The following is a 22,059-nucleotide window of genomic DNA, read 5'->3' on the forward strand; positions in this document are numbered from 1 at the left end:
AGAGAAGTGCTTGGACAGAGTGTTCATCGAAGGCCTGGAAGTCGATACCGTTATCGGTGCCTATGACTGGGAGCGGGATATTCGCCAGTGCTTACGCCTGGACTTGAGCTTTGCCTGGGACAACCGCCCCGCGGCGGCCGGCGACGATCTGAACCTGGCCCTGGATTACGCCAGCGTTTCGGCGCGTATCCAGGCATTCGCCGAGCAGGCCCGTTTCGAGCTGGTGGAAACTTTTGCCGAGCGCCTGGTGGCTGCCTTGATGGAAGAGTTCCACATCCCGTGGGTGCGGTTGAAGCTGACCAAGCCTGGCGCGGTGCCGGCGGCCCGTGGCGGTGTTGGCGTGGAGATCGAGCGCGGATGTCTCTGAGCACGGTTTACCTGGGCCTTGGCAGCAATGTCGACCGTGAGGCGCATTTGTGTGCCGGGCTTGATGCATTGGCCGCGATTCTCACCGACATGCGCTGCTCTCCGGCTTTCGAGAGCAAGGCGGTGGGGATCAAGAGCGGGCCATTCATCAATTTCGTGGTCAGCGGGCAAACCGCGCTGCCGTTGATCGAACTGGACCGCCGGCTGAAGTTCATCGAGGCCGACAATGGCCGTTATGCGCCTGACCGCAAAGGGTTGCCGCTGGATATCGACGTGCTGATGTATGACGACCTGCATGGCAACTTCGATGGGCTGGTACTGCCCCGGGCAGAGATCTTGAAGAACGCCTTCGTGTTATGGCCGCTGTCGCTGTTGGCGCCGGAACTGGTGCATCCGGGGGCGGGCAAGACCATGGGGCAGTTGTGGCAGGACGCGCAGATTGACCAAGTGCTGGCCCCGGTGGCCTTTGAGTGGCGTGGGTTGCAGTTGACGCCGGCGTAAGCCTGTTCCGGCCTTTTCGCGGGCTTGCCCGCTCCCACAGGTGAATCGCGCAGGCTTCAAATTTTGAGAAAGACAGTTGCTCCTGCAAGTCCGGCGGCAACTTCAAGCCAGCGCAGGCCCACCCTGTGGGAGCGGGCATGCCCGCGAACACCGGCGGAGCCGGTGCCAGGCACAGCGTCGCCTGCTTCGCGGGCAAGCCAGCTCCCACGGGGATCGCATCAGGGCTGACAGGTGTTTGCCACAAGGTATGCAGCGCCTGTTAGAGCGAGCGCCGCCCGCGCGGCGCATCGCGAGCTGCGCTCGCTCCTACGTTTGTTTCGGGCCAATTATTCCTGTGGGATTTGCGCGCGAACGCCTTGGCGCATGCCTCAAAATCGCGTCGTACGAACAAGGCGGCCGCGCGCATCTGGCACAGGGGTTACTGGCCCGAAACAAACGTAGGAGCGAGCGCAGCTCGCGATGCGCCGCGCGGGCGGCGCTCGATCTCACAGGCGCGGAAGGTGCTGCGGCTACCCTTGCCAGAAACCATAGAATCTCCCACAGGGGCTGTGTTGCCTTCACGTTGGCGCACTACCTGTGGGAGCGGCTTTAGCCGCGAAAGGGCCGGTAGCACTAGCAGTGCCGGTAAGCCTCAAGCGCTTTCAGCCGCTGCGCTTTGAGCGCTTCGCCCAGTGCCTGGCCAGTCAGCCCTGCCTGCACAAGCGGGTTCACATCCACCGCCCGCGCCGCTGCCGCAGCGCCACGCAAGTACTCGCCCTGTGGATAACCCGCTTTGCAATTCCCCAGGGCCACCATCTCGCAGGCAGCCAGGAAATCCTCAAACCGCTGCGGGCGCCGGTACACATCGAACTTCTGCAACAGCGCCAGCAGTGACATGGCAGGCAGCTGCAGCGCCTGATCAGCCTGCACCAGGCACTCCCCCGTCAGCAGGGCCAGCTCCTGGCATTCCCGCGGCGCCTTGAGGCGTTGGTTGACGGTCTTGATCGAGGCGGGGGGCAACTGGTGCAACAGGCAGGCCCAGCGCACGTGCAGGGGCTTGTGATGCGCAGCTGCTTGTTCCAGCGCAGCCAGGGCTTGGGGAGCGCTATCAAGCTCAGGCAACAGTTCCCGGAGGGCGGCGCACGCATGCAGGACCTGGAAGAACACCTGCGGCTGCGCCTCCATCAGCGCGCGCTCGATCTCCTTCCAGCTGCGCTCTGCAGTCAATGCCTGCAATTCGCCCGAGGCACTGATCTGGCGCATCAGCTCCAAGGTTTCATCGGCCACCCGAAAGCCCAAGGGTGCATAGCGCGCAGCAAAGCGCGCCACCCGCAGCACACGCAGGGGGTCTTCAGCGAACGCTGGGGAAACGTGGCGTAACAGGCGTTGGTCCAGATCCCGCGCGCCCTGGTAAGGGTCATGAACCTGCCCGGCCTCATCCTCGGCCATGGCATTGATGGTCAGGTCGCGGCGGATCAGGTCTTCTTCCAGGGTTACGTCGGGGCTGGCATGGAAGGTGAAGCCACCGTAGCCGCGCCCGCTTTTGCGTTCGGTACGGGCCAGGGCGTATTCCTCGCCGGTTTTCGGGTGCAGGAATACCGGGAAGTCGGCGCCGACCGGGCGGTAACCCTTGGCCAGCATTTCCTCGACGCTGGCACCGACCACCAGCCAGTCGATATCGCTGACCGGTCGGCCGAGCAGGCGGTCACGTACGGCACCGCCAACCTTGTAAATGTGCATGAGCAACTCTCCATAACTGCCGACAGCATAACCCGCCGGCAGTCATGGCGTGGCTTCAGAGATGGTGAATCACCGCCAGGTCCATGCGGCCGTATTCGCCGCCGTCGCCGTGCTCGCCGCGTGGCGGCATGTGGTGGGTCTTGACCACCTGCTCGCCTTGCACGGTCTCCAGGTGGATATCGAAGCCCCACAGCCGATGCAGGTGCTTGAGGACTTCGTCGGTCGAGTCGCCGAGCGGTTTGCGGTTGTGCTGCTGGTGACGCAGGGTGAGGGAGCGGTCCCCACGGCGGTCGACACTCCAGATCTGCACGTTCGGCTCACGGTTGCCCAGGTTGTACTGGGCTGCCAGTTGCTCGCGAATGAGCCGGTAACCCGACTCGTCGTGAATGGCCGGTACCAGCAGATCGTCCCGTTGGTCATCATCGAGAATGCTGAACAGCTTGAGGTCGCGCATTACCTTGGGCGACAGGTATTGCAGGATGAAACTCTCGTCCTTGAAGCTGCTCATGGCGAACTTGATGGTAGAAAGCCAATCACTGCCGGCAATGTCGGGGAACCAGTGGCGATCCTCTTCGGTTGGGTTCTCGCACATGCGGCGGATGTCGGTGTACATCGCAAAGCCCAGCGCGTAAGGGTTGATGCCGCTGTAGTACGGGCTGTCGAAACCAGGCTGGAACACCACACTGGTATGCGACTGCAGGAACTCCATCATGAAGCCTTCGGTTATCAGCCCCTCGTCGTACAAGTCGTTCATCAGGGTGTAGTGCCAGAAGGTTGCCCAGCCTTCGTTCATCACCTGGGTCTGGCGCTGCGGGTAGAAATACTGGGCTATCTTGCGCACGATGCGCACCACTTCCCGTTGCCAGGGTTCCAGCAGCGGGGCGTTCTTTTCGATGAAATACAGGATGTTTTCCTGCGGCTCGGCGGGGAAGCGCCCTTCATCGCGGTCATTGCCCTTGTCGGCGCTTTTCGGGATGGTCCGCCACAGGTCGTTGATCTGCCGCTGCAGGTGTTCCTCCCGCTCCTGTTGCCGGCGCCGCTCCTCTTCGGCGGAAATAGGGTAGGGCCGCTTGTAGCGGTCTACGCCGTAGTTCATCAGGGCATGGCAGGAGTCGATCAGGTCTTCCACGGCGTCAATGCCGTGGCGTTCCTCGCACTGCGCGATGTACTGCTTGGCGAACACCAGGTAGTCGATGATCGAGCTGGCATCCGTCCAGGTGCGGAACAGGTAGTTGCCTTTGAAGAAGCTGTTATGCCCATAGCAGGCATGGGCGATCACCAGTGCCTGCATGCACATGGTGTTCTCTTCCATCAGGTAAGCGATGCAGGGGTCGGAGTTGATCACGATCTCGTAGGCCAGGCCCATCTGGCCACGGCTATAGGACTTTTCCGTGCTGAGGAACTGCTTGCCGTAGGACCAGTGGTGATAGCCCAGCGGCATGCCGACGGAAGCGTAGGCGTCCATCATCTGCTCGGCCGTGATCACCTCGATCTGGTTGGGGTAGGTGTCCAGGGCGTAGCGCTCGGCCAGGCGGCTGATTTCCCGGTCGTAGGTCTGGATCAGTTCGAACGTCCATTCGGACCCGGTGGAAATGGGTTGGCGTCTCTGTGCTCTGGCGGTCATGTGGCTAACCTGCGCTGGAAGAGTTCACGGAAGACCGGGTAGATGTCGCCGGCCGATACCAGCTGCTGTTGGGCAAACGTGTCGGGGAAGGCCTCGCCGATGCGTTCGTATTCGTACCACAGCGCCTGGTGCTCACGGGGGGTGATTTCGACGTAAGTGTAGTACTGCACGTGCGGCATGATCTGCTTGGCCAGGATATCGCGGCAGATTGGCGAGTCGTCGTTCCAGTTGTCGCCGTCGGACGCCTGGGCAGCATAGATGTTCCAGTCACTGGCCGGGTAGCGTTCAGCCATGATCTCCTGCATTAGCTTGAGTGCGCTGGAAACGATGGTGCCCCCGGTTTCCCGCGAGTAGAAAAATTCTTCCTCGTCCACTTCGCGGGCACTGGTGTGGTGGCGAATGAACACGACTTCGATGCGGTCGTAATTACGCTTGAGGAACAGATACAGCAGGATGAAGAAGCGCTTGGCGATGTCTTTGGTCGCCTGGGTCATCGAACCGGACACGTCCATCAGGCAGAACATCACCGCCTTTGAGCTGGGGTTGGGTTGCTTGACCAGCAGGTTGTACTTGAGGTCGAAGGTGTCGAGAAACGGCAGGCGGTTGATGCGTGCCTTGAGGCGCTCGATTTCCTGTTCGATTTCCTGGATATCGGTGAAATTGTCCGGTTCCTCTGCGCGCAGGCGCGCCAGCTCTTTCTGTGCTTCGCGCAGCAGGGCACGGCTGCTGCCGGTCAGGGCGATACGTCGGGCGTGGGCCGAGCGCAGGGTGCGCACGATGTTGATGCGCGACGGGTTGCCTTCGTTGGCGATACCGGCGCGCACAGTTTTGAAGGTGTCGGCACCGGTCAGGTGGCGTTTGACCAGGTTGGGCAATTCGAGGTCTTCGAACATGAATTCGAGGAACTCTTCCTGGGTGATCTGGAAGACGAATTCGTCCATGCCTTCGCCGGAGTTGCCGGCCTTGCCACGGCCGCCGCCACCCCCGCCGCCGCCTTGCGGCCTGGGTATGTGTTCACCGGCAGTGAACTCCTTGTTGCCGGGGTGCACGATGGTCTGTTTGCCCCCGCGGCCATGGTGCAGCACCGGTTCGTCGATATCACGCCCGGGAATGCTGATCTGCTCGCCGTGTTCCATGTCCATGATGGAGCGGCGGCTCACCGCCTCTTCGACGGCCTTCTTGATGTGTTCGCGGTACCGCCGCAGGAAGCGCTGGCGGTTGACCGTGCTCTTGTTCTTGCCGTTCAGGCGGCGGTCTATAACGTAGCTCATGGTCCCTCCGGTAGCTGGAGCAGCTGCAAGCCACAAGCCCTGGACGCCAAGCGGTAAGCTTCAAGCTGCAAGTAAAAGCAGCCATCGCTGCCGCAGATGCTGGCGCCTGGCATGCGCCGGCGCCAGCCAGCTTGTGGCTTGCAGCTTGTAGCTTGGCACTAGGCGGCTTGCCGCTTTATTGCGATTTCCTGACCCGCAGGTACCACTCCGACAGCAGGCGCACCTGCTTGTCGGTATAACCACGCTCCACCATTCGGGTGACGAAGTCGTTGTGTTTCTTCTGGTCCTCTTTGCTGGCTTTGGCATTGAAGCTGATGACCGGCAGCAGGTCTTCGGTGTTGGAGAACATTTTCTTCTCGATCACCACCCGCAGTTTTTCGTAGCTCAGCCAGCTTGGGTTCTTGCCATTGTTGTTGGCGCGTGCGCGCAGTACGAAGTTGACGATCTCGTTGCGGAAGTCTTTCGGGTTGCTGATGCCGGCCGGCTTCTCGATTTTCTCCAGCTCTTCGTTGAGCGCGATGCGGTTGAGGATCTCGCCGGTTTCCGGGTCGCGGTATTCCTGGTCCTGGATCCAGAAGTCGGCGTACAGCACATAGCGGTCGAAGATGTTCTGGCCGTATTCGCTGTAGGACTCCAGGTACGCTGTCTGGATTTCCTTGCCGATGAACTCGATGTAGCGCGGTGCCAGGTACTCCTTCAGGTAGCGCAGGTAGCGTTCGCGCACTTCTGCAGGGAACTGTTCCTGTTCGATCTGCTGCTCCAGCACATACAACAGGTGCACGGGGTTGGCGGCAATTTCGTGTGGGTCGAAGTTGAACACTTTGGACAGGATCTTGAAGGCGAAGCGGGTCGACAGGCCATTCATGCCCTCGTCGACGCCGGCCGAGTCGCGGTATTCCTGAATCGACTTGGCCTTAGGATCGGTGTCCTTGAGGTTTTCACCGTCGTACACGCGCATTTTCGAATAGATATTGGAGTTTTCAGGCTCTTTGAGCCGCGACAGCACCGTGAATTGCGCCAGCATTTTCAGCGTGTCCGGAGCGCAATGGGCCTTGGACAGCGAACTGTTGACCAGCAATTTGTCGTAGATCCTGATTTCGTCGCTGACGCGCAGGCAGTACGGCACTTTGACGATGTAGATCCGGTCGATGAACGCTTCGTTGTTCTTGTTGTTACGGAAGGTGTGCCACTCCGATTCGTTGGAGTGGGCCAGCAGGATGCCGGTGTACGGGATGGCCCCGAGGCCTTCGGTACTGTTGTAGTTACCTTCCTGGGTGGCGGTGAGCAAGGGGTGCAGGACCTTGATCGGCGCCTTGAACATTTCCACGAATTCCATCAGGCCCTGGTTGGCCCGGCACAGTGCCCCCGAGTAGCTGTAGGCGTCGGCGTCGTTCTGTGGGTATTCCTCGAGCTTGCGAATGTCGACCTTACCGACCAGGGCAGAGATGTCCTGGTTGTTTTCATCGCCCGGTTCGGTCTTGGCGATGGCGATCTGGTTGAGGATGGAAGGGTAGAGCTTGACCACTTTGAATTTGGAAATATCGCCGCCGAACTCCTGCAGCCGCTTGGTTGCCCAGGGCGACATGATGGTGTTGAGGTAGCGCCGCGGGATGCCGAACTCTTCCTCGAGAATGGCCCCGTCTTCGGTGGCGTTGAACAGGCCCAATGGCGATTCGAACACCGGTGAGCCCTTGATGGCGTAGAACGGTACCCGCTCCATCAGCTGCTTGAGTTTTTCCGCCAGCGACGATTTACCGCCACCTACCGGGCCCAGCAGGTAGAGGATCTGTTTCTTCTCTTCCAGGCCCTGGGCGGCGTGACGGAAGTACGACACGATCTGGTCGATGCACTCTTCCATGCCATGGAAGTCGGCAAAGGCTGGATAGCGGCGGATCACCTTGTTGGAAAAAATGCGCGACAGCCTGGAGTTGGTAGAGGTGTCGATCAGCTCTGGCTCACCGATGGCCAGCAACAGCCGTTCGGCCGCCGATGCGTAGGCACTGCGATCCTCTTTGCACAGCTCGAGGTACTCCTGCAGCGAGAGTTCTTCCTGGCGCGTTGACTCGAAACGTTGTTGGAAGTGGCTAAAAATACTCATGACGTCACCTCGCTCGATACGTGGAGACGACGCCGGATCAGTCAGCTGATGCTGGCAAGCAACCGGGTTCGCCAGTTGCTGTATACCCCCCAGAACACCCTGTTACGCTACCGATGACCCGCACGCCGGTGTACCGGCTCTCCCCTTTTTTGGATGGCCTGAGCTTAAGCGTAGTTGGTTATCTGCAAGGTCAAGGGGCGAGGAGTGCAGAAGTTACGAACGACCGTTCGTCAGGTAAGCCGCAAGCCCGCGCAGGGCGCGGGCTGCAGTAAAAATGAAAATATTTATTCGGCAGCGCCTTGGGCTGTCTCGGCCGGGTAGGTGGTGCGCCACAGTTCAAAACCACCGTCGACGCTGTACACGTCCGAGAAGCCCTGGCCTACCAGGTAGGCGGCAGCGCTCTGGCTGGAGTTGCCGTGGTAGCAGACCACCAGGGTGGGGGCGTCGAGGTCGGCATTGCGGATGAACTCGGCAACCGAATGGTTATCCAGATGCCGGGCGCCGGTAATGTGGCCGGCAGCAAAGGCTTGCGAGTCACGGATATCGACCACGACCGCACCTTCTTGCTTGCGAAGCTCCAAGGCCTGCTCGGGAGGGATGCGCTTGAATTCGCTCATGGGTACTACTTCCTTCAGGTGTGGTCATTGAGTGTAGTGGGTTGTGCCGGCTGGCGCAGGGTGCCGTCGGCGGCGCAGTCGCAGCGGTGGTATTGGCCGCTGTCGAGGTTGTACAGGGTCATGGCGCCGCCCCACACGCAGCCGGTGTCCAGGGCGATGACGTCAGGCTGGTCGACGCGCCCTTCAAGGGCGGCCCAGTGGCCGAAGATGATCTTCACGTGCCGCGAGCGGCGGTCCTTGTGGGCAAACCAGGGTTTGTAGCCTTTGGGCGCGGTGCCCAGGCCTTCCTTGCTTTTGAGGTCGAGTTTGCCTTCTGCGGTGCAGAAGCGCATGCGCGTGAAGTAGTTGGTGATGACCCGCAGGCGCTCGATACCGGTGAGGTTCTTGCTCCACTTGTTCGGCTCGTTGCCGTACATGCCATCTAAGTACAACTTCAGGCGAGTGTCATCGCGCAGCACCTGTTCCACCTCGTCTGCCAGCTTCAGGGCTTGCCCGAGCGTCCACTGCGGCGGGATGCCGGCATGAACCATGGCAACGCCCCGCGCCTCATCGTAGTGCAGCAGCTTTTGCTGGCGCAGCCAGTCGAACAACTGATCCGCATCTGGCGCTTCGATGATCTCGCGCAAGGTGTCGCTTTTCTTCAGGCGCTCGACGTTGTGCCAGGCGGCCAGCAGGTGCAGGTCGTGGTTGCCCAGCACGCAGACCAGGGACTGGCGCATGGAGTACAGAAAGCGCAGCGTTTGCAGTGACTCGGGGCCGCGGTTGACCAGATCGCCCACCAGCCACAGGCGGTCCACGGCGGGATCGAAGCGTACGCGTTCGAGCAGGCATTTGAGTGGCTGCAGGCAGCCCTGCAGGTCGCCGACGGCGTAAGTGGCCATCAGTGCAGGGCCCCGGGCACCGCCAGGCGAAACGGGGCGATCTCGGCATCGAAACGTTTACCGTCTTCGGCAAACATCTGGTAGCTGCCCTGCATGGTGCCTACGCGGGTGCTGATGACAGCCCCACTGCTGTAGGTGTGGCTTTGGCCCGGCTCGATATTGGGCTGCTGGCCGACCACCCCGGCGCCGCGCACTTCTTCGACCTTGCCGTCACCGTTGGTGATCAGCCAGTGGCGCGACAGCAGTTTGGCTTTCAGCGAGCCGTTGTTCTGCACAGTAATGGTGTAGGCGAAAGCGAAACGACTGTTTTCTGGGTCGGATTGCTCTTTGAGGTAGCGGGTCACGACGCTGACGTCGATTTGATAGCGGGGGTCGGACATGCAAGGGCCTTGGGCGAACTGACGCAATAATGCAGTCTAGGCCATTGGCGGGGGGGAGGGCCAGCGGTGGAAGGGCTGGGGGTTTTGTGTTGCCTGGGCTGGCCTCTTCGCGGGCACGCCCGCTCCCACAGGATCCCACCGCATTTGAGGGGTGATTTACCTGTGGGAGCGGGCGTGCCCGCGAAGAGGCCGGATCAGGTCGAATCAGGCTTTGGGCTGATCGGCCAACTGATCGGCCAGGCGCACGAAGGCGGCCAGGTCCAGCTGCTCCGGGCGCAGGCTGCCATCCACGCCGGCAGCTTCGATGGCCGCGCTGTCGAGCAGGCCCTTCATGGTGTTGCGCAGTGTTTTGCGGCGCTGGTTGAACGCGTCACGCACCACCCGCTCCAGCAGTTGTGCATCTTTGGCCGGGTGAGGCAGCACTTCGTGCGGCACCAGCCGCACGATGGCCGAATCCACTTTCGGTGGCGGGTTGAACGCCCCAGGGCCAACGTTGAACAGGTGTTCCACGCGGCAGTGGTACTGCACCATGATCGACAACCGCCCCCAATCACCACCGCCAGGGCCGGCGGCCATGCGCTCGACCACTTCCTTCTGCAGCATGAAGTGCATGTCGCGGATCAGCCCGGCATGGCTGAGCAGGTGGAAGATCAGCGGCGTGGAGATGTTATAGGGCAGGTTACCCACCACCTTGAGGCTGCGCGGCGGGACGCCCAGCTGGTTGAAGTCGAACTTCAGGGCGTCGCCCTGGTGCAGGCGGAAATTGCTGCGGTCAGCGAACTTGTGCTGCAGGATCGGCACCAGGTCCTTGTCCAGCTCGACCACGTCCAGTTGCGCGCCGCTGCCCAGCAGGCCCTCAGTCAGGGCGCCCTGGCCCGGGCCGATTTCCAGCAAGTGTTCGCCAGGCTTGGCGTGGATAGCGCGCAGGATACGGTCGATGATGCCGGCGTCGTGCAGGAAGTTCTGGCCGAAGCGCTTGCGCGCCCGGTGTTGGTATTGCTCGTTCATGGTCGGTTCTCGGCCATCTGGTAGGCGGTTTCCAGCGCGACGCGCAGGCTGCCGGTGTCGACCTTGCCGCTGCCGGCCAGGTCCAGGGCGGTGCCGTGGTCAACCGAGGTACGGATGATCGGCAGGCCCAAGGTCACGTTCACGGCCGCACCAAAACCCTTGTACTTGAGTACGGGCAGGCCTTGGTCGTGGTACATCGCCAGCACCGCGTCGCAGTGCTCCAGATATTTGGGGGTAAACAGGGTATCGGCCGGCAGCGGCCCGCGCAGGTCCATGCCTTCGGCGCGCAGGCGGGCCAGGGTCGGCTCGATGATGTCGATTTCTTCGCGGCCCAGGTGGCCGCCTTCGCCGGCATGCGGGTTGAGGCCGCACACCAGGATGCGTGGGGCGGTGATGCCGAACTTGTTGCGCATGTCTGCATGCAGGATGCGGGTAACCCGCTCGACGCGCTCGGCAGTGATGGCGTCGGCGATGTCCCGCAGCGGCAGGTGGGTGGTAACCAGGGCCACGCGCAGGCCGCGGGTCGCCAGCATCATCACCACTTGTGCGGTTTGGGTCAGTTCGGCGAGGAATTCGGTGTGCCCGGAAAAGGCGATGCCGCTCTCGTTGATCACACCCTTGTGCACGGGGGCGGTGATCATCCCGGCGAAGTGCCCGTCCAGGCAGCCCTGGCCTGCACGGGTCAGGGTTTGCAGCACGAACGCGGCGTTGGCCGTGTCGAGCTGGCCCGGTGTTACCGGGGCCGCCAGCGGTGTATCCCAAACATACAGGCTGCCCGCTGGCGCTGGCTGCTCGGGCCATTGGCCCGGGGCAACCGGCAACAGGTCGACAGCCAGCCCCAGCTGGGTGGCCCGCTCGGCGAGCAGGTCACGGCTGGTGATGGCAATCAGGGGGTGGGGCTGGGCGTCTGCGGCGAGCAGCAAGCACAGGTCAGGACCTATGCCGGCCGGCTCGCCGGGGGTGACGGCGAAGCGCAGGGGCTTCACTGGGCGGCCTGGTCGGCGCCAGGCAGCTTGATTTCAACGTAGGCTTCGTCGCGGATCTGGCGCAGCCAGGTTTGCAGCTCTTCGTCGTATTTGCGGTTACGCAGCACGTTCAGGGCCTGTTGCTCACGCGCCTGCTCGGTGCTGTCGGTGGCCCGACGGCCCAGTACTTCCAGCACGTGCCAGCCATACTGGGTTTTGAACGGCTTGGTCACAACGCCTTGCTGGGCGTTGGCCATCTGCTCGCGGAACTCGGGCACCAGGCTGTTCGGGTCGACCCAGTTGAGGTCACCGCCGTTGAGCGCTGAGCCCGGGTCTTCCGAGTAGCTTTTCGCCAGTTCGGCGAAGTCTTCGCCGTTCTTGATGCGTTCGTACAGGCGCTCGGCCAGTTGCTCGGTGGCCGCGTCGCTGCGGATCTCGCTTGGCTTGATCAGGATGTGGCGCACGTGCACTTCGTCGCGCAGCACGTTCTCGCTGCCACCACGCTTCTCTTCCAGCTTGAGGATGATGAAGCCGTTGGGGATGCGGATCGGCTGGGTGATTTCACCCACGGGCATGCTGCTGAGCATCTTGGCGAAGTCTGGTGGCAGCTGGGCCGCTTTACGCCAACCCATCTCGCCGCCTTCCAGGGCGTTTTCGCTGGCGGAGCGGGCGATGGCCAGTTGGCCGAAGTCCGCGCCTTGCTTGAGTTGCTGGTACACCTCGCCCACCTGGCGTGCAGCCTTCTGGATGTCTGCCGAGTTGGCGGCTTCCGGGGTGGGGATCAGGATGTTGGCCAGGCGGTACTCTTCCGACATCTGCATCTTGCCCATGTCGGAGTTGAGAAAGTTCTTCACTTCCTGCTCCGACACCTGGATGCGCTCGGCCACGCGGCGTTGGCGCACGCGGCTGATGATCATCTCGCGCTTGACCTGGTCGCGGGCGTCGTCGAACGACAGGCCGTCATGGGCCAACGCTGCGCGGAACTGGTCCAGCGACATGCCGTTGCGCTGGGCAATGGTGCCGATGGCCTGGTTCAGTTCTTCGTCGGTGATGCGAATGCCGGAGCGTTCGCCAATCTGCAGTTGCAGGTTTTCGACGATCAGGCGTTCCAGTACCTGCTGTTCCAGGGCGCCGGCGGGCGGCACGCTGCCGCCGCGCTTGGCGATGGTTTGCTGAACCTCATGCACGCGCTGGTCCAGCTGGCTTTGCATGACCACGTCGTTGTCGACGATGGCCACCACGCGATCAAGCGGCTGTACCGCGGCATGCACCGCGCCACTCAGCAAAGCGACGCCCAGCAGCACTGGGCGCAGTCGATCAATAAGCTTGGTCTTCACGTTCACGGTAACCTTGAATGCCTTGGTCGAGGAAAGATTCGACCTTGTTGCCAACTACACCACCGAGGCCTTTCAGGACGATCTGAAGGAAGACACCGTGGTCGCCTTTTTCGTTCTGCGGAAGGGCCTGGCTGAAATCGTCGTAGTCGATCCAGTACCGGTTGACCAGACGCAGCTTCCAGCAGCAGTTGTCGTATTCGAAACCACCCATGGCTTCCAGGGTGCGGTTGCGGTTGTAGTCATGCTGCCAGCGGGCAATCACGCTCCATTGTGGCACGATCGGCCAGATGACCGAGAAATCGTGCTGCTGGATCTTGTAGTAATCCTTGATGTAGTTCGGATCGCCTGGGGTGCCATAGTCACCGCCGCCCACCTTCCAGGTACCCGTTGTCGAGTCGTAGGCGATGGTGTCGTTACGGTAGCGGTAGCCGAGGTTGACGATCTTGTTCGGGTTGTCTTCAGGCTGGTAGTGGAACATCGCGCTGCCCGAGCGGGTGCTGTGGCTGTCCGGGTCCCAGTTGAAGTCCGAATTGAAGCGCCAGTCGCGGTTGAAGTAGTAGTTGTACACCAGGGCGTATGGCGACACGTCGGACTGCGAGTCTTTGCGGGTGCGGTAGTCGATACCCGGCAACTGTACCTTGCGGTCTTTGAAGTAGTAGGCCTGGCCGATGCTGAAGTTCTGGCGCTCGAAGCCGTTGTCTTCGATCCAGCGGGTGGTGACACCCAGCGACAGCTTGTTCTCGTCGCCGATGCGGTCGGTGCCGCTGAAGCGGTTGTCGCGGAACAGCGAATCGTAGCTGAACAGGGTTTCGCCAGTATCGAACAGCGGGATGTCCTTCTGGTCCTTGTACGGGACGTACAGGTAGAACATGCGCGGTTCGAGGGTTTGACGGTAGTTGTTGCCAAACAGCGAGGTATTGCGGTCAAAGTACAGGCCGCTGTCGACGCTGAAGATCGGTACATCGCGGCTTACGGAGCTGTCGTAGCTGCCGTAGGCGGTTGGATTTCGAGCTTCCAGGGCGATTGCATCGGCCTTGCCTTTGCTGTCGAGGTCCAGGTCGTACTGGGTGTAGGCATATTTCAGCTTGGGCGTCAGGAACCCGTAGCTGGCCGTCATCGGGTAGCTGATGGACGGCGCCACATTCAGGCGCGTGCCGTTGGCTCGCTCGATGCCTTGAATGTTCTGATCCAGGCGACGACCGTCTGGCCCGGCTGTGAGGTCGAGGTTGCCATCCTTGTCGAACACGGTGTCGTTCTTCAAGTCACGCTCGAAGCGTACCGCTTCGGTCTCGTAACCCAGGTTCAGGCCGCCTGGCTGGAATGGCAGGGTACCGTTGAGGGTCAGCTGCGGCAGGCGGTCATACGGCGTGATCTGCGAAATGGTCGCCATTTCGTAGGCATGCACGTTCAGGCGCGCGGTGTAGCTGTCGCCACGGTAGGTCAGCGCGCCCTGCTGGTTCAGCACGTCGCGGCTTTCCACGCCGATCTGGTCGGACTCCAGGTCCTGGAAGTAGAACGGGTCGCTGATGTCGGTGTAGTCCACCTCGGTCATCAGGCGTTCGTCCAGGCCACCCTTGTGCTGCCAGTTGACCATCCAGCGCTGGTCTTTGTAGTCCGTCTGGTCTTTGCGGTCGTCGTTCTTGTCGTTCAGGTACGCGCCGCCGAACTGGCCTTCGCTGGACTTGGTCAGGTAGCGGAATTCGCCTTCCATCAGCAAGCCGCGCTTGGTCATGTAGCGCGGGTACAACGTGGCGTCGTAGTTCGGCGCCAGGTTGAAGTAGTACGGCGTGACCAGCATGAAGCCGGTGTCGCTGCTGCTGCTGAACGAAGGTGGCAGGAAGCCGGACTGGCGACGATCGTCGATCGGGAAGTAGATGTACGGTGTGTAGAACACCGGGAAATCCTTGACCCGCAGGGTGACGTTGGTCGCGGTGCCGAAGCCGGTGGCCGGGTTCAGGGTGATGTTGTTGCCCTTCAGCTGCCAGGCGTTGCTGCCCGGTTCGCAGGTGGTGTACGTACCGTCCTTGAGGCGGATGATGGCGTTTTCGCCACGCTTGGCGTACAGGGCGCTGCCGCGGATATGCGACTTGTGCATCACGTATTCGGCGTTGTCGACCTGGGCTTCGCCCGTGTCGAGCTGAATCTGTGCCTGGTCACCGACTACCAGCGAGCCGTTGTCACGGATCTTGACGTTGCCTTTGAGCTCGCCACGGTTTTCGGCCTGGTACAGGTTGGCCTCGTCCGCTTCGGCCTGCATGCTGCCCTGGCGCATGACCACGTCACCGGCGAGGGTAGCGATCTGCTGCTCCTGCTGGTACTTGGACACCTTGGCATTGATGTAGGTCGGCGACTCATCCTTGGGCGTGGTGTCGGCCATGCCTGGGCGAGTTGGCTCGATGTAGGCGCCACCGCAGTACGGGCCGGTTTCGGCCAGCTGTGCGGCAGTGAGCTTTTCACGCGGCACCCAGTCGAGGTGGCTGTAGTCTTCGCTGCGCGACTTCAGGCCGCGGCCTTTGGCCTCGGTGACCAGCACCGGCCGGTCCGCAGTTTCGCCTCCGCTCGCGGCTTCGGTGCCGCCGCTGACGGCGGCACCTTCGTGCACCGGGCGTGGCGGCAGGTTGCTGGCTGGGGTCTTGGGCTTGCAGTCCCAGCCGCCGGCGGCGGACACTTGGCAGTCAAACTGCTCGGCTGCCACCACGTACGATGTGGCCAGAGGTTGCAGGGCCAGCAGACCGCCGGTGACCAGCAACGGAAACTTTCTACGAAACGCGGGGGATTTCAATGCCATCTTATTAGTCCGGGCTTCCTGCGTGCCATCTGCCCGCGTGTGGGGCCGCACGCCTCTCGATGGTCTGAAAAAGATGCTGGATAATAAAGCATGACCCGCTTGACGGCTAGGGCCGTCGGAGACCCTTGTAATGCCTGAACACGATGTACGCCTGCAACAGCTGACGGTCTGGCTCGCCGAGCAGCTCGATGACCTTTTCCGCAGCAAGGCTTGGGGCGAGGTGCCCGAAGGCCGCCTGACCGCGGCCAGCAGCGATGCCAGCTTCCGCCGTTACTTCCGCTGGCAGGGGGCTGGGCACAGCTTCGTGGTCATGGACGCGCCCCCGCCGCAGGAGAACTGCCGACCGTTCGTCGCCATCGACCACCTGCTGGCCAGCGCCGGTGTGAATGTGCCGCAGATCCACGCCCAGGACCTGGAGCGTGGGTTCCTGCTGCTGGGTGACCTGGGTCACCAGACATACCTGGACATCATTGATGAAGACAATGCCGACAGCCTGTTCGCCGACGCCATCGAGGCGTTGCTGAAGTTCCAGCGCCTGCCAATGGACGCCCAGTTGCCCAGCTACGACGACGCCCTGCTGCGCCGCGAGGTTGAACTGTTCCCCGAATGGTACGTAGGGCGCGAGCTTGGCCTGGCCCTCAACGATAGCCAGAAAGCTGCCTGGCAGCGCGTCAGCCAACTGTTGATCGACAGCGCCCTGGCCCAGCCGAAAGTGCTGGTGCACCGCGACTACATGCCGCGCAACCTGATGCAGAGCACCCCGAACCCTGGCGTGCTGGACTTCCAGGATGCGGTGTACGGCCCGGTCACCTACGACATTACCTGCCTGTTCAAGGATGCCTTCCTCAGCTGGCCACAGGCGCGCGTCGAAGGCTGGTTGCGTGCCTATTGGGAGCGGGCAGTGGCGGCCGGAATCCCGGTTCATGCTGAGTTCGAGGCGTTCCAGCGTGCCAGCGACCTGATGGGCGTGCAGCGCCATTTGAAGGTGATCGGCATTTTTGCCCGTATCTGCCACCGCGACGGCAAGCCGCGCTACCTGGGCGACGTGCCGCGTTTCTTCGCCTATATAGAAGAAGTGATCGGTCGCCGGCCCGAATTGGCGGAGCTGGGTGAGCTGATTGCCGAGCTGCAAGCCGGAGCGCGTGCATGAAGGCAATGATCCTGGCGGCGGGGAAGGGTGAACGCATGCGCCCGCTGACGCTGCATACCCCCAAACCGTTGGTTCCGGTCGCCGGCCAGGCGCTGATCGAGTACCACCTGCGTGCGCTGGCGGCTGCGGGTGTCCGCGAAGTGGTGATCAACCATGCCTGGCTCGGCCAGCAGATCGAAGAGCACCTGGGCGATGGCGGCCGCTTCGGCCTGCGCATTTGCTACTCGCCGGAGGGTGAGCCGCTGGAAACCGGCGGCGGCATCTTCAAAGCACTGCCTTTGCTGGGCGACGATCCGTTCCTGCTGGTGAACGGCGATGTCTGGACCGACTACGACTTCACCCGCCTGCAGGCCCCCCTGCAAGGCCTGGCGCACCTGGTGCTGGTCGATAACCCTGGCCACCATGGCCGTGGCGACTTCCGCCTGGCGGACGGGCAGGTGGTCGATGGCGACGACGCGCCGGGTACGCTGACGTTCAGTGGTATCTCGGTCTTGCACCCGGCGCTGTTCGCGGGTTGCCAGGCTGGTGCCTTCAAATTGGCGCCGTTGTTGCGCCAGGCCATGGCGGCTGGCCGGGTCACGGGCGAGCACTACCGCGGGCACTGGGTGGACGTCGGCACGCTCGAGCGGCTGGCCGAGGCCGAGCGGCTGATCGGCGAGCGCGCCTGACATGTGGTGGCCAGGCACACTGATTGGCGCTGGCGCGGGCTTTGCCGTGGCCAATATCCCCGGGGCGCTGTTGGGGCTGCTGCTCGGCCAGGCCCTCGACCGCCGCTTGCGCCTGCAGGGCTGGGATGACATGCGCGACCGCCTGAGCGGGCGTCCGGCGCTGGCTGACGATGAGTTGCTGTTCGTGATGCTGGGGCGCCTGGCCAAGAGCGATGGCCGGGTGGCCGAGCAGCATATCCAGCAGGCGCGTCAGGAAATGTCGCGGCTGGACCTGGCGGAGCCGGCCCGCTTGCGCGCCATCAAGGCGTTCAACCGTGGCAAGGCCGGCAAGGACCGGCTAGGCGGCCACTTGCGGCGGATTCGCGAACAGCCGCATGCGGCCGAAGGCACCTTGCGCGCCTGTTGGCGCATGGTCTGGGCCGACGGCAAGATGGGCAACAAGGAGCGTGAGCTGCTGCTGGACTGGGGGCAGAAGCTGGGCCTGAGCCGGCGCCAGGTGCAGGCCATGTCGGTGGAATACGAGCCGCGCAGGGCTGCCCGGCCGGAAGGGTTGGCCATGACCTATGCGGCGGCGTTGCGCTTGCTGGCGGTAGAGGCGGACACCGAAGCTGACAAGGTCAAACAGGCGTATCGCCGGCTGGTCAGCCGGCATCACCCGGACAAGCTGGCAGGCACCGGCGCCAGCGAGGCACAGGTGCGTGAAGCAACCGAGCGCACGCGGGAGTTGCACCAGGCCTATGCCATGATCCGCAAGCGGCGGGGCCTTTGAGTGCCTCATCGCCGGCAAGCCAGCCCCAGGGATCGCAGCAGGGCTGGCAGGTGTTTGTCAGAAGATATGCAGCGCCTGAGACATCGAGCGCCGCCCGCGCGGCGCATCGCGAGCTGCGCTCGCTCCTACGTTTGTTTCGGGCCAGTGAGGCCTGTGAGGGGCGCGCGCGACCGCCTGATTCATACGACGCGATATTGAGGCATGCGCCAAGGCGTTCGCGCGCAAATCCCCCAGGCATAATTGGCCCGAAAAAAACGTAGGAGCGAGCGCAGCTCGCGATGCGCCGCGCGGGCGGCGCTCAATCTGACAGGCGCTGAAGATGCTGCGGCAAGCACCCGGCAACCCTGATGCCATTGCCAGAAACCATAGAGTCTCCCACAGGTAATACACAACGCCTGAATATTGTGGCCTACCTGTGGGGGCAATCTTACCCTTGCGGGTTCATCCAGCCTCGCACGCGGCGGAACAACTGCTCTTGCTCGGCGGCCTGGTTGCCTGGCATGGCGATCAGCGACAACTGCCGGTACTGGCTGTCTTTCTGCCGCTTGCTGGCCTGCAAGCGCAGCGCGGCGGCGCTGCGGTCAGCACTGCGGGTGGCGTAGTAGATGTCGGCGGTGGGCACCTTCAACGTCGGCGCCAGGCTTTCCAGGTCATGCTCCACGCGCGCCGGCGTCTGCGCCGCCACCATGACCAGCTTGTGTACCTGCGGCGGCTGTTTTTCGCTCAGGTAGCGGGCAGCCCAGTACGCACCGCTGCCATGGCCGATCAGCACGATGCTGCGGGCATTGCGCTGCTGGGCAAACGCCACGGCAGCATCCAGGCGGGCGAAAATCCGCTCGGCATCGGCCGGGTCGCTCTGTTCGCTGGCCAGTTCGGCATCGGTGCTTTCTGCGGTGTCGGCATCGGCGGCGGTGGCCTGGGCGACATTGGCATTGGCGTCGGCTGGCACATCCTTGACCGGTGCACGCTCACCCTGGGCTTGGTCCGTTGCGGCCTTGGGCTTGGCTTCTACCCGGGCTTGCGGGCTGTCGGCGAGCAGGTCAGGCAGGCTGATGCTCAGGCTGTGCCAGCCGACATCCGGGAATTTTTGCCGCAGCGGGCCAACGGCATTTGGCCAGTCGGCGTTTTCGCCGGCACCCGGCACGATGATCACGGCACCTTGCGGATCACTGTCGTTGGCCGGCTTCCACAACGCCAGGAAACTGTCGGCACCTGCCTGTAGCGTCTGTTGCTCGGCCTTGGGTACCAGCCGCTCGAGTGCCAGGGCATCCTCTTGGCTGCGCTCGAGCAGCGGCGGGCGCGGTGTTTCGGCTGCCGGTGCCGCATTGGCCGCCGGCGGTGTTTCGGCATCGGCGGCCAAGGCGCCGAGTGGCAGGAGCGAAGCCAGGCAGCACATTGCCAGCGTCGTGCGATAAAGTGTGGACATGCGTCAACCCAAGGCCAGAATGATACCGGCAGCCTAATAGTATTTGCCCGTGACGGCCATGCTGCATGGCCGCCTTGCCAGAACGAGCGTATAGATGAAGCGAGTGCGTCGCCTGTTGGTTATCGGCTGCTTGTGGCTGCCCTTGATTGCCTTTGCCCGGCCCGAGGCGCCGGCCACTGTTGCGCTCGAGCCGGCCCAGCAGCAGTGGTTGGACGCGCACCGCAGCCTGCGTGTGGGCCTGGTGCTGCAAGCACCCTATGCTCAGTTCGACCGGCGCCTGCAGCAGTTGTACGGCGCCAACGTCGAATTGGTCAGCAACCTGGCACACGTGCTGCGCCTGGACCTGACCTGGCGCCATTTCAGTGACCAGGCCAGCCTGGAGCATGCCCTGCAGAACGGCGAAATCGACTTCGCCCCCGGCCTTACCCAAACCCCGGCCAGCCTGCGCCTGTGGTTGTTCAGCGACCCGTACATGCGCGTGCCGCAATTGGTGGTAGGGCCACGCACCGGCGCCATGGCGGTGGAGCTGGAAAAGCTCGACCGCGAGCAGCGCGTGGCCGTGCGCATGCCCAGCCAACTGGCAGAGTACTTGCGCGGTAACTACAGCAACCTGAACCTGCAGGGGGTGCCCAGCGAGCGCGAGGCCTTGCAGCTGGTGGTGGGCGGCCAGGCCAGTTTCGCCGTGCTGGACGAGGCGCAACTCAGCCGCCTGTCACGCGAGAGCGAGTTCGGTGAGCTGGCCGTGGTGGGCGATATTGGCCTGCCGCAGTTGCTGCGGCTGGGCTCGCGGCGTGACTGGCCGGTGTTGGCCGATGTGCTCGAACAAGGCTTGCAGGCCCTGCCTGCCAAGGAGCTGGAGCAACTGCACCAGCGCTGGTTGCAGCCCAAGTACCCGCGCCTGAGCGAGTCGCCCGGTTTCTGGCAGAACCTGGCGTTGCTGTTCGGCCTGCTGCTGCTGTGCGCCCTGGCTACCCTGGTGTGGCAACGCCGGCAACAGCGCCAGCTGGAGCGCAGCCTGCTGGCTGCGCGGGAAAGCCTGGTGGAGCGCCAGGTGCGTGAAGAGGCCCTGCGCCTGAGCCAGTTCGCGATTGACCAGAGTACGGTGGGTATTCTGTGGGTCAACTGGGACAGCCATGTCCGGTACGCCAACCACGCCGCTGAACGCATGCTCGGTTATGCCGAAGGCGAGCTTCTGGAGCGGCCGCTGAGCGACTTCGAGCCGAGCCTGAGCATGGACCGCTGGCTGGAGCTGTGGAAAGGCGCCCGCGCCGGGGCTGGCGGTGTCGGCCAGTTCGAGGCGCAGTGCAAGCGCGCGGACCACAGCTTGCTGCCGGTCGAGCTGTCGTTGAGCTTCTTGCGCTTTCGCGACTCGGAGTACCTGGTGGTGTACCTGGCCGACGTTACCGAACGGCACCGGGCCTTGGCGGCTTTACGCGAAAGCGAGGCGCGGCTGAAGGGCATTGCCGGCAACGTGCCGGGGCTGGTGTTCCGCCTGGAGCGGGACCCGGCCGAGGGCGAGCTGGAGTTCCCCTATATCAGTGAAGGCAGCGAGGCCTTGGTCGGGTATGCGCCCAGCGAGATCCAGCACCCGCAAATGGGCCTGCGCAACCTGGTACACCCCGATGACCGCGCCGATTACCACCGGGTCCAGGACCTGGCCCTGGCCAGCGACCAGGACTGGTCCTGGCAGGGGCGTATTCTCACCCGCCAGGGTGAACAGCGCTGGGCTGACATCAAGGCCAGTACCCGACACCTGGGCAACGGTCAGGTGGTATGGGACGGCGTGGTGTGGGATATCACCCAGGGCAAGCGCGCCGAACTGGCGCTGGCCAAGTCCCAGGAGCAGCTGCGCGAGCTGTCGGCCCACCTGGAAAGCGTGCGTGAGGAAGAGAAGGCCCGCATCGCCCGCGAAGTGCATGATGAGCTGGGGCAGATGCTGACCGTGCTCAAGCTGGAAGTGTCGATGTGCGAGCTGGCGTTTGCCGAGCTCGACCCGGGGCTTAACGAGCGCCTGGCCAGCATGAAGCGCTTGATCGCCCAGTTGTTCCAGTTGGTGCGTGATGTGGCCACTGCCCTGCGCCCGCCGATTCTCGACGCGGGCATCGCCTCGGCCATCGAGTGGCAGGCCAGGCGCTTCGAAGCCCGTACGCAAATACCCTGCCTGGTGCAGGTACCGGATAATCTGCCAGCATTGAGTGACGCCAAGGCCACCGGGCTGTTCCGCATTCTGCAGGAGGCGTTGACCAATGTGATGCGCCATGCGCAGGCGCACAGCGTGGAAATCGAGCTGGTTCATCAGGGCGGGCAGTTACGCCTGACAGTCAGTGATGATGGCCAGGGCTTTTGCCGTGAGCAGCCCCGGCCCACCTCGTTTGGCCTGGTCGGCGTACGCGAGCGGGTACTGATGTTGGGCGGCAGCATGGTGCTGGACAGTCAGCCGGGCGAGGGCACCAGCCTGAGCGTGGCCATACCGTTGGAGTAGGAGAGCAAA

At 63.0% G+C, this 22,059-nt stretch carries 18 protein-coding genes; 6 read left to right on the top strand and 12 right to left on the bottom strand.

What is annotated here, in order from left to right:
* The first annotated feature begins 10 nt into the window (after positions 1–10).
* The gene (folB, locus tag FPB55_RS01970; protein ID WP_009682799.1) at positions 11–367 is read left to right on the top strand and encodes a dihydroneopterin aldolase; all 357 of its coding nucleotides are present in this window, start codon (positions 11–13) and stop codon (positions 365–367) included.
* The gene (folK, locus tag FPB55_RS01975; protein ID WP_115293298.1) at positions 358–867 is read left to right on the top strand and encodes a 2-amino-4-hydroxy-6-hydroxymethyldihydropteridine diphosphokinase; all 510 of its coding nucleotides are present in this window, start codon (positions 358–360) and stop codon (positions 865–867) included. The genes folB and folK overlap by 10 nt, the downstream gene beginning before the upstream one ends.
* 612 nt (positions 868–1,479) lie before the next feature.
* On the opposite strand, the gene FPB55_RS01980 is transcribed toward folK, so the two are convergent.
* The 11 genes from FPB55_RS01980 to FPB55_RS02030 all read right to left on the bottom strand — a co-directional run bounded on the left by FPB55_RS01980 (position 1,480) and on the right by FPB55_RS02030 (position 15,555).
* Positions 1,480–2,586: a multifunctional CCA tRNA nucleotidyl transferase/2'3'-cyclic phosphodiesterase/2'nucleotidase/phosphatase gene (locus tag FPB55_RS01980; protein ID WP_144187448.1), complete on the bottom strand. Its 1,107-nt coding sequence runs from the start codon at positions 2,584–2,586 to the stop codon at positions 1,480–1,482.
* 55 nt (positions 2,587–2,641) lie between these two features.
* Positions 2,642–4,210, bottom strand: a complete 1,569-nt coding sequence (locus FPB55_RS01985) for a SpoVR family protein (RefSeq protein WP_009685231.1) — start codon at positions 4,208–4,210, stop codon at positions 2,642–2,644.
* Positions 4,207–5,481 (bottom strand): YeaH/YhbH family protein, encoded by a 1,275-nt coding sequence (locus FPB55_RS01990; protein WP_009685232.1) that lies wholly within the window; start codon positions 5,479–5,481, stop codon positions 4,207–4,209. The genes FPB55_RS01985 and FPB55_RS01990 overlap by 4 nt, the downstream gene beginning before the upstream one ends.
* Positions 5,482–5,656: 175 nt before the next feature.
* Complete coding sequence (locus tag FPB55_RS01995) at positions 5,657–7,579, bottom strand: PrkA family serine protein kinase (RefSeq protein ID WP_009685233.1); 1,923 nt, start codon at positions 7,577–7,579, stop codon at positions 5,657–5,659.
* 284 nt (positions 7,580–7,863) lie between these two features.
* Complete coding sequence (gene glpE, locus FPB55_RS02000) at positions 7,864–8,196, bottom strand: thiosulfate sulfurtransferase GlpE (RefSeq protein WP_009685234.1); 333 nt, start codon at positions 8,194–8,196, stop codon at positions 7,864–7,866.
* 14 nt (positions 8,197–8,210) lie between these two features.
* The gene (locus FPB55_RS02005; protein WP_009685235.1) at positions 8,211–9,077 is read right to left on the bottom strand and encodes a symmetrical bis(5'-nucleosyl)-tetraphosphatase; all 867 of its coding nucleotides are present in this window, start codon (positions 9,075–9,077) and stop codon (positions 8,211–8,213) included.
* On the bottom strand, positions 9,077–9,457 hold the full coding sequence (apaG, locus tag FPB55_RS02010; protein ID WP_029885942.1) for a Co2+/Mg2+ efflux protein ApaG: 381 nt from the start codon (positions 9,455–9,457) through the stop codon (positions 9,077–9,079). Before apaG ends, FPB55_RS02005 begins: the two co-directional genes overlap by 1 nt.
* Before the next feature lie 204 nt (positions 9,458–9,661).
* Positions 9,662–10,465: a 16S rRNA (adenine(1518)-N(6)/adenine(1519)-N(6))-dimethyltransferase RsmA gene (gene rsmA / locus FPB55_RS02015; RefSeq protein ID WP_054906107.1), complete on the bottom strand. Its 804-nt coding sequence runs from the start codon at positions 10,463–10,465 to the stop codon at positions 9,662–9,664.
* Positions 10,462–11,451 (bottom strand): 4-hydroxythreonine-4-phosphate dehydrogenase PdxA, encoded by a 990-nt coding sequence (gene pdxA, locus FPB55_RS02020; RefSeq protein WP_144187450.1) that lies wholly within the window; start codon positions 11,449–11,451, stop codon positions 10,462–10,464. The genes rsmA and pdxA overlap by 4 nt, the downstream gene beginning before the upstream one ends.
* Positions 11,448–12,773 carry a peptidylprolyl isomerase SurA gene (gene surA, locus FPB55_RS02025; RefSeq protein ID WP_029885945.1) on the bottom strand — a complete coding sequence of 442 codons (1,326 nt, stop codon included), beginning with the start codon at positions 12,771–12,773 and terminating at the stop codon, positions 11,448–11,450. Before surA ends, pdxA begins: the two co-directional genes overlap by 4 nt.
* Positions 12,748–15,555: an LPS-assembly protein LptD gene (locus FPB55_RS02030; protein WP_029885946.1), complete on the bottom strand. Its 2,808-nt coding sequence runs from the start codon at positions 15,553–15,555 to the stop codon at positions 12,748–12,750. The genes surA and FPB55_RS02030 overlap by 26 nt, the downstream gene beginning before the upstream one ends.
* Positions 15,556–15,685: 130 nt before the next feature.
* Between FPB55_RS02030 and FPB55_RS02035 the strand changes: the two genes are divergently transcribed.
* Genes FPB55_RS02035 through FPB55_RS02045 form a run of 3 tightly spaced genes read left to right on the top strand, consistent with a single transcriptional unit; the run spans position 15,686 to position 18,142 of the window.
* A complete protein-coding gene (locus FPB55_RS02035) occupies positions 15,686–16,705 on the top strand; it encodes a phosphotransferase (protein ID WP_029885947.1) in 1,020 nt (339 codons plus the stop codon).
* On the top strand, positions 16,702–17,373 hold the full coding sequence (gene murU / locus FPB55_RS02040; protein WP_009685243.1) for an N-acetylmuramate alpha-1-phosphate uridylyltransferase MurU: 672 nt from the start codon (positions 16,702–16,704) through the stop codon (positions 17,371–17,373). The genes FPB55_RS02035 and murU overlap by 4 nt, the downstream gene beginning before the upstream one ends.
* Position 17,374: 1 nt before the next feature.
* Positions 17,375–18,142, top strand: a complete 768-nt coding sequence (locus FPB55_RS02045) for a TerB family tellurite resistance protein (RefSeq protein WP_009685244.1) — start codon at positions 17,375–17,377, stop codon at positions 18,140–18,142.
* A 427-nt stretch (positions 18,143–18,569) separates the two neighbouring features.
* Here the strand turns inward: FPB55_RS02045 and FPB55_RS02050 are convergent, their stop codons facing one another.
* Entirely contained in the window at positions 18,570–19,568 is a 999-nt protein-coding gene (locus tag FPB55_RS02050) for an alpha/beta hydrolase family protein (protein WP_054882158.1), read from the bottom strand.
* A 94-nt stretch (positions 19,569–19,662) separates the two neighbouring features.
* Here FPB55_RS02050 and FPB55_RS02055 point away from each other — a divergent pair, with 94 nt between their 5' ends.
* Positions 19,663–22,050, top strand: a complete 2,388-nt coding sequence (locus tag FPB55_RS02055) for a sensor histidine kinase (RefSeq protein WP_009685246.1) — start codon at positions 19,663–19,665, stop codon at positions 22,048–22,050.
* The last annotated feature ends 9 nt before the right edge of the window (positions 22,051–22,059 follow it).

This window comes from Pseudomonas sp. BJP69 (assembly GCF_007633355.1).
Lineage (GTDB): Bacteria > Pseudomonadota > Gammaproteobacteria > Pseudomonadales > Pseudomonadaceae > Aquipseudomonas > Aquipseudomonas juntendi.